The 11,907-nt window shown below is 66.0% G+C and carries 8 protein-coding genes; 5 read left to right on the top strand and 3 right to left on the bottom strand.

Annotated features, from left to right (window positions below; translation table 11 throughout):
- The first annotated feature begins 142 nt into the window (after positions 1-142).
- From KY501_RS01820 to nagA, 3 genes are read left to right on the top strand one after another with little or no spacing between them, the layout of a single operon-like run.
- The gene (locus tag KY501_RS01820) at positions 143-934 is read left to right on the top strand and encodes a GntR family transcriptional regulator (protein WP_224360611.1); all 792 of its coding nucleotides are present in this window, start codon (positions 143-145) and stop codon (positions 932-934) included.
- The gene (locus KY501_RS01815) at positions 931-1,971 is read left to right on the top strand and encodes an SIS domain-containing protein (protein ID WP_224360609.1); all 1,041 of its coding nucleotides are present in this window, start codon (positions 931-933) and stop codon (positions 1,969-1,971) included. The genes KY501_RS01820 and KY501_RS01815 overlap by 4 nt, the downstream gene beginning before the upstream one ends.
- Positions 1,971-3,134, top strand: coding sequence for an N-acetylglucosamine-6-phosphate deacetylase (nagA, locus tag KY501_RS01810; RefSeq protein WP_224360607.1), 1,164 nt, complete (start codon positions 1,971-1,973; stop codon positions 3,132-3,134). Before KY501_RS01815 ends, nagA begins: the two co-directional genes overlap by 1 nt.
- 51 nt (positions 3,135-3,185) lie before the next feature.
- Here the strand turns inward: nagA and KY501_RS01805 are convergent, their stop codons facing one another.
- Together KY501_RS01805 and KY501_RS01800 are read right to left on the bottom strand one after the other, a co-directional pair.
- Entirely contained in the window at positions 3,186-5,084 is a 1,899-nt protein-coding gene (locus KY501_RS01805) for a glycoside hydrolase family 30 protein (protein WP_224360605.1), read from the bottom strand.
- 108 nt (positions 5,085-5,192) lie between these two features.
- Positions 5,193-7,508 carry a di-heme oxidoreductase family protein gene (locus KY501_RS01800; protein WP_224360603.1) on the bottom strand — a complete coding sequence of 772 codons (2,316 nt, stop codon included), beginning with the start codon at positions 7,506-7,508 and terminating at the stop codon, positions 5,193-5,195.
- Positions 7,509-8,146: 638 nt separating this feature from the next.
- Here KY501_RS01800 and KY501_RS01795 point away from each other — a divergent pair.
- A complete protein-coding gene (locus KY501_RS01795) occupies positions 8,147-9,574 on the top strand; it encodes a type VI secretion system contractile sheath large subunit (RefSeq protein WP_224360601.1) in 1,428 nt (475 codons plus the stop codon).
- Here KY501_RS01795 and KY501_RS01790 read toward each other — a convergent pair.
- Entirely contained in the window at positions 9,561-9,716 is a 156-nt protein-coding gene (locus KY501_RS01790; protein WP_224360599.1) for a hypothetical protein, read from the bottom strand. The genes KY501_RS01795 and KY501_RS01790 overlap by 14 nt on opposite strands.
- A gap of 247 nt (positions 9,717-9,963) precedes the next feature.
- On the opposite strand from KY501_RS01790, the gene KY501_RS01785 reads away from it, so the two are divergent.
- Positions 9,964-11,895, top strand: a complete 1,932-nt coding sequence (locus KY501_RS01785; RefSeq protein ID WP_224360597.1) for a hypothetical protein — start codon at positions 9,964-9,966, stop codon at positions 11,893-11,895.
- The last annotated feature ends 12 nt before the right edge of the window (positions 11,896-11,907 follow it).

Raw genomic sequence — 11,907 nt, 5'->3', positions numbered from 1 at the left:
TATTCCTGAGCACCTAAAAATAACCCAGTAATTTCATGATATTAGATCTCGAAATACCACCCAGGGATGATTATTTAGTGTTGCGTCATGGCACTAGATTGGTATCATAGTGGTCGTACTCCACGCTGAGGAACCCGGAGCCATGTCTACCCACGTGAGCGGAGCAGAAGCGCTCGACAGGGGGGCCCTTTCGAGCGCCCTACCGTTGCCGCTCTACCTCCAGCTGGCGCGATACCTGAAGAGCATGATCGTCGGTGGCACGTTCGGCCATCAGGACGCTCTGCCCAGCGAGCGCGAGTTGGCGGAGCGCCTGGACGTCTCTCGGGTCACCGTGCGCAAGGCGCTGAAAGAGCTCCTGGACGAGGGGCTGCTGCTCCAGCGCCAGGGTGCCGGCACCTTCGTGAATCGCAACCCCTATGTGGAGCAGCGCTTGTCCACGTTGACGAGCTTCTCCGAGGACATGAGCGCGCGCGGAATGACCGCGGGCTCGACGTGGCTGTACCGCAAGGTGACGGTCGCCACGCCCGAGGAGACGCTGGCCCTGGGCCTCAGCCCTGGCGTCCTCGTCAGCCGGCTGCAGCGTCTGCGCACGGCGAATAGCGTCCCCATGGCGCTGGAGCTGGCGGTGGTCCCCACCCGCTTCCTGCCCGATCCCACCGAGGTGGAGGGCTCCCTTTATGAGGTGCTGCGGCGCCGGGGCTTCAACCCCTTCCGCGCCCTGCAGCGTCTGACGGCGATCAAGTTGCCGGCCGAGCAGGCCGAGCAGCTCGACATGGTCGAAGGCGCAGCGGCGCTCTACATCGAGCGTCGGACCCTGCTCGAGGACGGCACTCCCCTGGAGTTCGTTCGCTCCCAGTACCGAGGGGACGCCTACGACTTCGTGGTGGAGCTGAACATGGCTGGCGGCAACAAGCCGCATGAGGTGGGATCATGAACGTTGGCACTGTGCCCTCCCCTGCCATGGCGCACGAGGCCATGCAGGCAGCGGAAGCGGCTCGCATGCAGATCCGGGATGTCGGCGGATCCTTCGCCGAGCTCGGTGAACGCCTGCGCCGAAGGCCCCCGCGCTTCGTCGTCACCTGTGCCCGCGGCAGCTCCGATCATGCGGCCCACTACGGCAAGTACCTGATCGAGACGACGCTGGGGTGCGCGGTCGCCTCCATGGGACCGAGCGTGGCGTCGGTCTACAACACCCAGGGCCTCAACCTGAAGGACTCGCTCTTCATCGCCATCTCCCAGTCGGGCCGCAGCCCCGATCTCCTGCGGCTGACGGAGCAGGCTCGCAAGGGTGGCGCACTGGTCGTCGGCTTCATCAACAGCGTGCAGTCTCCGCTGTACGAGCTGTGTGACATCGGCATGCCCCTGTGCGCGGGCCCGGAGAAGAGCGTCGCCGCCACGAAGTCCTATCTGGCTTCCGGCCTCTCGTTCCTGCAGTTGGTGGCGCACTGGTCGGGCGACGAGGGCCTGCGCGACGCGGTGTCCCGGTTGCCGGAGGCGCTGGACGCCGCGCGTGAACTCGACTGGTGGCCGGCGCTCGCGCCGCTCGCCGAGGCCCACAATTTGTTCGTGCTCGGGCGCGGCGTAGGCCTCGGGGCCGCGTTGGAGATGGCCCTGAAGTTCAAGGAGACCAGCCGGCTGCACGCCGAGGCCTTCAGCACAGCCGAGGTGCTCCACGGCCCGCTGGCCCTGGTCGGCCCCGGATTCCCCATCCTCGCACTGGGCCAGGAGGACAGCTCGGCCGAGAGCACGCGCCACGTCGTGCGCCAGTTGGTGGAATTGGGGGCGAATGTCCGCTCGGTGCTCCCTGTGCCCGGCAGCGAGCCGCTGCCGACGGTGCCCCATGTGCCGAGCGCGATCGCGCCCCTGTGCCAGGTCCAGAGCTTCTACATGGCGGTGCATCGGCTGGCGGCGGCGCGCAAGCTCAATCCCGACGCCCCCGCGCACCTCCGGAAGGTGACGGAGACTGTGTGATGAAACGGGTCTTGATGGGCGCGCGCCTCTTCACAGGCGAGCGCATCCTCGAAGGGCATGGACTCGTTCTCGAAGGGGAACGCATCGTCGGCGTGGTGCCCACGTCGAATGTGCCCACTGATGCCCAGACCGTCCGGTTGCCCGAAGGCGCGCTGCTGGCACCGGGCTTCATCGACGCGCAGGTCAACGGCGCCGGGGGCGTGCTGTTCAACGAGACGCCTACCCCCGAGGGAGCGCTGGCCATCGCGGCGGCGCTGAGGCGCACGGGAACGACGGGGCTGTTGCCCACCTTCATCACCGATGAGCAGAGCCAGATGCGCAGGGCCTGCGACGCCGTGGTGGAGCTGATGGCCCGGCCTGCCAGCGGCATCCTGGGTCTCCACCTGGAAGGCCCGTTCCTGAGCAGTGAGCGTCCAGGCGTGCACGAGCCTCGCTTCATCCGCGCGCCCGAGTCCCACGACATCGAGTACCTGACGGCGCTGTCGAAGCGCATCGTCAGCAAGGGAGGGCGCCTGTTGATGACGGTGGCGCCGGAGCGCGTGGACGACGCCTCGATCGGTCGCCTTGCCGCGGCGGGCGTGGTGGTCTCGGCGGGGCATACGGCGGCAACGTTCGAGCGGACGAACGAGGCCGTGGCCGCGGGAGTCCGAGGCTTCACCCACCTGTTCAACGCCATGCCGCCGGTGCAGAACCGCCAGCCGGGTCCCGTCGTGGCCGCCTTCAGCAGTGACGAGGCGTGGTGCAGCATCATCGCCGACGGCGTCCATGTCCACCCGGCGCTGATGCGCCTGCTCTTGAAGGTCAAGCCAACCGGCAAGGTGATCCTGGTCACGGATGCCATGCCACCGGTGGGCTCGGACGACACCTCGTTCATGCTCTACGGCCGGAAGATCCTGCGCGGCAACGGGAAGCTGGTGACCGAGAACGGAACCCTGGCGGGGAGCGATCTCGACATGGTGACGGCGGTGCGCAACTGCATCCGCCTGCTCGGCCTGAGCGTGGAGGAGAGCCTGCGCATGGCATCGCTCTACCCCGCCACCTATCTCGGGCTGGAGGCCCAGCTGGGCCGGTTGGCGCCGGGCTATCGCGCGGACCTCACGCTGCTCACCCCGGAGCTCTCGGTCCTGGCGACCTGGGTGGCGGGTCAGGAGCAGTGGTACTGAACCACTGCCCGCTGACCGCGCTTCACTGCGACAGCGGGACAGCCTGGATCGCTAGTTCTTCACCAGCTCGAAGTTGTCGAACGCGGCCCAGTTGTTCGCATTGGCGTCCGCCCAGATACCGATCTCGATGGTGCCGTTGGTCACCTGGATGCCGGAGATCGTGTACTTGGTGTAGTTGGTGACGACGCCCGAGCCGATCTCGGCGGTCTTCTCCGCCCCGCCGTAGTTCTTCGCATACAGGCGCAGCACGTTCTGCCCGCCACCGGAGCGCACGTACACGCTGGCGGTGTACGTGCCATTGGACACGCTCAGGGACTGCCCGAGCAGTTGCTGGTAGGCCCCCACCTCGAAGAGGGTGAGCTTGTACGAGCCAAGGTACGGATAGTCCGTGTCCACCTTGTAGGCGACCGCGGCGTTGTGCCACTCACTGGCCCAGCTCGACGCGGAGCCAGTCTCGAAGCTCGGGTTGGCGAGCAGGTTGGTGGGTGTGCCGGTGCTCTGACGCGTCCACTTGTACGTGCCCACCGTCTTGGCGGGAATCGTGGCGAGGAGCTCCTGCCCTTCCGAGACGAGCTTGAACGTCTGGTTCGAGCCCGTCTGGTTGATGATGACGGAGGCGATGGTGTTGTCCGGGTTGAGGAACGACACGTTCGTCACGGTGGTGCTCGAGCCATAGCTGCTGGAGATGCGCTTGGCTCCCGCCTGCACGTACTTGGAATACTGGCCGATGAGGTAGACCTCGGGGAGCGCCCAGTACGTGTCATAGGTATACGCATTCTGGATGAGCATGGTGGGCCCCGGAGTACCGGTCCACTGCTCGGGCTTGATGGTGCTGTCGAGCATCGTCACCCAGGCGTTGTAGCTGACGGACCAGTTGCGGAAGTACTGCGCCATCCGGTCCGCACCCGCAGTGCCCCACCAGGAGCGCTCCGTCATCAGCATGTTCTTGCTGGGGTAGGAGTTGTGAACCGTGGTCATGGCGCTCGGGTCGCCGGCATAGTCGTGAAAGGCAATGCCATCCACCGCCGCGTTCGCGGTGGCGTCGCTCATGACGGGAGCCACGTAGGAAGCGGCCGAGTCGAAGTTGTGATCAAAAGCCCAGATCTTCACCCCGCTCAGGCCATTGGCGTTCAGCTCATTGCGCACGGCGATGATGAGCTGGCGCTCCTGGTCCGAGGTGATGCTGGTGCTGGGATAGTCGGGCGCGGTGTACAGCGGCTCGTTCTGCACGGTGAGCGCGTAGATGGGGATGCCTTGCGCCTGATACGCCTGGAGGGCCTTGCGATAGTACGTGGCCAGGACGGGGATGTACTGGGTGAGCAGCTTGCCGCCGATGAGGCTCTGGTTGTCCTTCATCCAGGCGGGAGGACTCCAGGGGCTGGCGAAGATCTTCAGGTTGGGATTGACCGCCAGCGCCTCCTTGAGCGTGGAGACGATCTTGTAATCAATATCCTTCTGGATGGAGAAGTACGTCAGGCTCGTGTCCGTCTGCCCATACGGCCTGTCGTCGTAGGTATAGAACGTCCGGCCGGTGAAGTCGGACGTGCCTAGGGTGATGCGCAGGAAGTTCATGCCCGAGCCCGTCGCCGGATCCAGCAACTTCTTGAGCACCTCCGTCCTCTTGGCCGCGGACATCCGGGCGAGGTTGAAGACCGTGGACTCCTCGAGCGACGTGCCGATACCCAGGATGGTCTGGTATTGCGCCGTGGGGTCCACGCTGATCGTCGTAGCTGACGTGCTCGTGGGGTTGGTGAAGGTGGCCGAGGCCTGCTGGCTCAGCGCATAGGGAAACGAGATCGGCCCGTTGAACCAGGCGCCATCCCCCGGGTTCTTCTCGGAGGTCCAGACCACCTGCGCGGTGGGCCCCGCCCAGGCACTCGTCCCGGCGAGCATCCCCATGGAGAGCGAAACGGCAGCGACTCTTCCCAGCGTGTTCTTCAACAACTTCATATCGGGTTCCTCTTTTTTCGACGGGAGGTGTGGCGAGACCACTCATGAACGAAAGGGGACCGCGTGTGAACGCGGTCCCCCGGGTACTGCTTCAGCGATGTTCGTTGCTTACAGGGACTGGACGAACTTGATCAGCGCATCCCGGTCCGAGGCGGACATCCTCACGAAGGACTGCTGGGCAGCCGCGGCTTCACCGCCGTGCCAGAGGATGGCCTCGGAGAGGTTGCGAGCGCGGCCGTCGTGCAGGTAGGCCTCACCGCCGCTGATGCCCGCCGTCAGGCCGATGCTCCACAGCGGAGCGGTGCGCCACTCGGCACCCGACGCCGTGCCCTCCGGCAGGTTGTCCGCCAGGCCCGTGCCCATGTCGTGCAGCAACAGGTCCGTGTACGGGTGGATCGTCTGGCTGCGCAGCTCCGAGTTCGGGTGGTAGGGGCTCGTGGTCAGCGTCGCGGCGTGGCACTTCGCGCACCCCGCGCTGTTGAAGAGCGTCTCTCCGCGCTGCACCGTCGTGTCGTTGAGGCTGCGCCGGGCGTTGACGCCCAGCAGCGAGATGTAGCGGACGAGCTTGTCCAGGTCGGAGTCGCTCAGCTCCGTGCTGGTGCCCGTGCAGCCCTGCTGGGACGAGCCGCAGTCCAGCGACTTGTACACCGACGTCGTGACACCCATGTCGCCGTTGAAGGCATCCGCCACCTGGTGGCGCACCCGCGCCTGGCTCGCCTTCCAGCCGAAGCGGCCCAGGCGGGTCTGGCCCGTCTGGGGATCCACCACGGTGCTCATGCGGCCGGAGATGCCGTCTCCGTTCGTGTCATTGGGATCCGCCAGGGCGAAGATGGAGCTCTCGGGAACGGATTCCAGCAAACCCAGGCCCACGAGCTGCGGCGTGATGCGCGCCGAGTAGTTGGTGGGGACGACGTTGGTGAAGCCATAGACGGGCTTGCGCAGCTGGTAGGCCGTGCCATCCGAGAAGGTGCCGTTGGTCGTCGTCCACGAGGTGATCTTCACATCCGCCTCGGGGGTGCCGCTCACGGCGCGCGGCTGCAGCTTGGAGCCCAGCTGCGGATCCGGCGCGTTCGTGGTGCCGTTGACCTTGCCCACCTTGACCACGACGTTGGTCAGCGTGGTGTTGGTGGCCGGGGGCAGGCCTCGGCCGTTGTTCACGTGGCAGGCCACACAGGAGCGAGCGATGTAGCTGTTGCCCAGCTTGTTCGCCTGCTCGCTGAACACCGGGTTGTCCGACTCGGAGTGCGAACCATCACCGAAGTCGGTGTGGTGGATGCGGCGGCCCTCGACGAACGCCTGCGTGTTGACGGGCGCCAGGTTCAGCGCCATCTGCATGAAGCGCTGCGACGGCTCGTTCGAGTACGGGTAGTTCTGCGTCGTCCGGCCACCCGCCCACGCCGTCTCCGGCAGCGGGTAGGAGTCCAGCAGCGAGCCCACGCCCTCGAAGGGCACGATGCCGCCCTGGCCCACGATGTAGAGCCAGGCGCCGGAGTAGTAGTTGAAGCGGCCATCCACCGGCTGCTTCAGGAAGACACCGATCTCGATCTCCATGCGATCGCCAACCTTGATCGCCCTGCCCTCCTTGGCGTTGTAGTTGACGCTGGCGGTGTAGTTGTAGTCGTCCACGCGGGTGAACGTGCCGTTGTGGAAGTACTCCGCCACGGTGTTGATGCCCCGGAAGAACGCCCGGAAGTTCGTGCCGTCATGAGGATAGACGGTGTGCATGTTGACGGTAATCGTGTTACCGCCCTTGGCCACCTGGTCGATGATGTCGACGTAGAAGGTGCGGTTGACGAAGTACTTGCCCAGGAAGTGATCGTACGCCTGGAACTGCGACTCGCGCGCGTGGCGGTCGCGCACGCGCTCGCCCACGTGCGTGATGATCGCCGCGGAGGTGTTCTCCACCAGGGGCGCCTCCAGCGCCGTGGTGTTGTTGAACAGCGGAACAGCCGTGCCGGTGCCACCGTCCCCGGGAGTGCCCGTGCCTGCATCCGTGCCCGTGCCTGCATCCGTGCCCGTGCCTGCATCCGTGCCCGTGCCTGCATCCGTGCCCGTGCCTGCATCCGTGCCCGTGCCTGCATCAGGAGGCGCCGTGGCGCCATGGGTATAGGTGGCCGTGGCGGAGTCGTAGGCGCAGTTACATGCGGCGTCCCAATACGTGAAGTTGTAGGTGACGACGTTGCCCGTGGCCAGGCCCGTCACCGTGTATTGGTTCTGGGTGCCAGTCTGCGTCATCCGGACGTTGACCTGGCCTCCGTTGTTGATCTTGTAGTGGATGTCTGCCCAGGAGGTGCTGTTGATATAGAAGAGGGCCGAATTGGCCCCCGAACTCTGGGCTCCCGAAGCGGGCGCCGCGAGGCTTTCTCCCGCCCACAGGAAGCCCACCAACATCATGACGGCGGCTCCAACAGATTTATTGATCATGGCGTTTCTTCACCTTCCTTCTCGGCGTGTGTTCATCCAGAGAATGCTCGAGGGATGGGGCGCAGCTGACGCAGTGCAGCGGTGAAACCGCGCGTTTGAAGACAGACGCGCAGGGTGCAATGCCTTGACCGGATGCGTCGAAACGCTGTGGTCCCGGTCATTCCATCAATAGGAAGAGACCACTCGGCATTTTCCGGGACCTACTGTAAAGCTACTTATTCGGAGAGTAAAGGGGTTTTATGAAAACGCATTCATGATCTCGGTTCAGGAATTACCACCCTGACGTAAGAGCACGACTGATAGAGAGTTCGCACGACTCGGAACGGCCTCCAGGGATGGCTCCATGCGTCAAAACAGAGCAGTCCTGTGACAGCGCTTGCCTGCGTGGCGCCAGAGTTGCACATGGCTCCATGCGTCAAACCGGTTGAATATCTGACAGCGCTTGCCTCACGGGCTCGGCTTCGGAACACGGGGAACGGACTCCCAGCCATCTGTCATGGAATGACTCCAAGACATTGGCAGACACACTCCCCCTTAGAGTCCCAGCCATACACAAACGGCTCATCGAATCGTCCACGGCTCCCGTGAGGACTCCATCGCCCGCCCTGGCCCGGATCAGGTTAGGGTGAAGGGAGCCCATGGACGCCACCCCTCCACCCGGCCCGCGCGTGCGCTGGCTCATCGCGGGAGCATTCAGTCCCTCGCCCTCGGGGCAGCGGTTCCCCGTCACCGAGGCGTCCTTCACCGAGCATCTCACCCGCTCGGCCAACGGCTTGCGCATCACTGTTCAGGACCGCATCGGCTCCAGCGATGTGAACGCCTATGAGGTCTCCTTCGACGGCCTTCACTCGTTCCAACTCTCGGCGGTCATCGACTCGACTCCGGACCTGCGCCTCCTTCGCACCGCCCTGGCGGCGCTGTCCGGCTCGGGCACGCTCAGCCCCGAGGATGCCGCGCAGCTCAAGGCCACGATGGGCCCGGGCCGCCTCTCCGCCGCCATGGCCCAGGCCGCCCAGGGCTCACTCTCCTCCGAGGACGCACGCCGCGCCGCGCTAGTCGTACTCGAGGAGGCCCTGTTCGCCACCGCTCGCGACCTGCTCCAGCATCCCCTCGTCGCGCGCCTGGAGTCCTCCTGGCGCGGCCTGCGCTGGCTGTGGGAACACTGCCCCGCGTCCGGTGGCCTGGAACTCGAAGTGCTCGACGTCGAGCCCTCATCGCTCGTGGATGCACTCTCGCAGGTCCTCGACGGTCCTCCCCTCCAGCGCCCCGACGCGTGCTTCATCCTCGACGAGATCTCGGACTTCGATGCCCTGCACCCGCTTGCCTCCCTGGGCGAACAGGCCTCGCTGCCCATGGTCGTAGCAGTCCCCCAGGAGGCCCGCTCACCTGAGGCCTGGAACCGGCTGCGAGCCGATGAAGTCTCTCGCTGGCTGTGCGCGGCCCTGAATCCCGTGGTGATGATGGCCGAACAGCACGGGAGCATCCGCCGCCAGTGCTTCACCAGCCCAGCCCTCGCCGTGGCCGCCCTGCTGGCCGCCAGCTTCCGCGACACGCGAACCTTCGGGCGCCTCGTGGGACCCGGCAGTGGCACCCGGGCTCCGGCGGTGTGGAAGCCTCAAGCGGGCTCCACCATCGCCACCGAGGTGGGGCTCGCCCTGCGCGAACAGGAGCGGCTGGCGGCGCAGGGACTTCTCGGTGTAGGCGGATGGTGGGACTCGAACGCCGTGCTGCTGGCCGCGGCGCCCACTGTGTATGGCGGCCGTGATGCCACCCCGCTGCCGGCACAGCTCCTCACGGGCCGCATCGTCAGGCTCGCGCAGGAGCTCACCGAACGCCTGCCATCGGGAGCCAACCCCGACGCGATCGCCGCTGCCTTCTCCCGGGCCGCCGAGGTCTTCCTTCCCACCGGCTCGAAGAAGGACTGCCAGCTTCACGCACAGGTGGTGTCCACGGGCAGAGGCGAACGGGGAGTCCAGATCCGAGCCTCCGTGCGCCCCGAGCTCGCGGGCACGCACCTGCAGCTTGCGTTCACCGTGCCGCTCCCTGGCTTCGTCAGGGAAGCTTGAAGCTGCGTGCGATGGCACCCGTGGCGTCCTGCCAGCTCTTCGCGCCCTTGGGATGGCTCCACTCGAAGCCGTAGAGGACACCGTCCTTCTCCCACTGTTTGAGGTAGAGCACCCGCCCCTTCGGAGCCTCTCCCGAGAGCACCCACCACCCCTTGCCCCTGTACGGTCAGGAACATGCGAGCACCTTCGCGAAAACGTTGCTGGCCAGCATAGCCTCCCCCTCCCCGCGGCTCAGGGTAAACCCGAGACAGAGTCAGGCGCTCGGACACCACACGGACAGCCAGCTCCTGGCCCTCCGCCTCCCACCGAAGCGCACCCTCGGAGCGGACGACGCATGGACCCCAGATATGCCATGATGCCCCGGTTCCCTGCATGAGAGGACGACCCCGGTGAGTACGCCATTCCAGGTGGAGCTCCAGCTCGGTCTGACGCTCACGGTGGGCGGCCAGACGTTCACCATTCCGGGTGGCCAGGTGAAGCACCTGTCCGTGCACATGGCCAGCCATGGCTTCACCGGCTCGGTCACCTTCTGGACCTCCCTGGAGAAGAAGGACGCACCGCTCTTCAAGGCCTTCTCGAAGCCGGATCTCCTCCAGGTGCGCGCGACCGTCACGGCGCTCGATCCCTCCCTGGACACGCCGCCCGCTCCCATCGTGCTCCAGGGCCTGGCCCGCAGCCGCCGGATCCTCGCGGACGTCCACGGCACCGCGCAGAAGGAGCAGCGCGTCTTCCGCCGCTACACCATCGAGTTCGCGGATGCAGCCCAGGTGCTCTGGCGGCAACACCGCCCGGTCGAGCTGCACACCTCCATGTCCATGGGGGAGATCATCGACCTGCACAAGGCCAGTCTCCAGATCAACCAGGACTGGGCCCTGCTGCGGCAGAAGCGAGACATGCTGTGCCTCGGGATCGGCGCGGACACGCCCGAGGTGAGCTTCTACGACTTCGTCCTCTGGTACGTGGACTCGAACAACGGCGTCTTCAGCTACGACAACCAGAAGAACGAATACCTTCTGGCCGACAGCAAGCCCTCCTCGGGCCAGGCCGCCGCGCTCGGCCGCCTCCGGGTGCACAGCGTGCAGGTCCAGATGCCTGCGCCCATCCGCCACGGCTCACGCGTGCTCAATGCCGTGGCCGAGGGCCCCACCACCGAGCAGCTCGACCAGCCCCAGGCCGCCACGGGCATCTCGCATGACGTGCTGCTGCGCACCCCTGTCACCGACGTGGCCGAGCTGCGACAGAAGCAGGAGAAGGCCCGCCTCCAGCTCCGGGAGCGACAGCTCCAGGTGTCCTTCAAGCAGTTCCCCGCCGTGGATGTCTTCCCTGGCGCGCTGATTCGCCTGGAAGCATCGGCCTGGCCCAAGAGCTTCACGGGGGCGGGCGACGATCAACGGGTGCTCGGACTCGAGTTGGAGGCCTCCGCCACGAGCGAGGGCCAGTACGACGGGCAACAGGCCCCCAGCGCCCAATACGAGGTGCGCCTGTCCGTCCGGCTCGAGTCCGCTTCGGATCCGGTGGTCACCCTGCCGCCCTACCGCGGGCCGCGCTACCCCATCCACGTCGAGGGGCTCGTGCATGCCCCGGGCGGTGAGCCAGAGGATCGGCGCTACCTCATCACCGAAGACGAGAAGACGTCCGTCAATTCCTTCCATGTCACGGTACCGCTCTGGAACAAGACGGTGAGCGTGCCCGCCGAGCCCATCCACTTCCCGGGCCAGTTCTTCTTCCCTCCCTACAAGAACACCCGCGTGCTGGTGGCGCTCCACCTCGAGCGTGCCGAGCTCATCCGCTTCATCGACTGGAAACAGGGCGTGCGCTCACCACAGGACGGCCAGGGCGATCAGATCCTCATGGGCCTGAACAAGCTGAGCCAGACGGGCATCACTCACGACTTCCAGGATGAGAAGCCGGTGTGGCGCATCCACCGCACCTCCCAGGGAGACACCCAGGTCGTCCGCATGGGCGAGGGCCACCTCTTCATCCAGGTGAAGGAGTCGCCCAGCGGCGCGGCTCCCACGCCCACCTATGACGTGTCGCCCCAGGTCGAGGCCGCCAAGGGAGATCTCACCGCGGCCGTAGGGGGAGCGATCGGGCAGACGTCCGCCGCCCACCAGGGCGCGATGGGCGCCGTGCGTGCGAAGATCAAGGCCTCGCAGGCGGAGGCAAAGACGGCACTCAAGGGGGCTCGGACCGAGCTGGGCTCCAAGGTGTCAGCAGCCAAGGCCAACATCCAGGCCTCCACCTCGAAGATGAACCAGGGAGTCGAGCAGCTCTCGGGGGCAGCGGCGGAAGCCAAGGCCTCGCTCGAGAAGCTGCGGTGAGGCACGAACCCA

This window comes from Hyalangium versicolor (assembly GCF_020103695.1).
GTDB classification, from domain to species: Bacteria; Myxococcota; Myxococcia; order Myxococcales; family Myxococcaceae; genus Hyalangium; species Hyalangium versicolor.
Note: the sequence above shows the minus strand (reverse complement) of the source record. Positions and strands in the feature narration are given on the sequence as shown.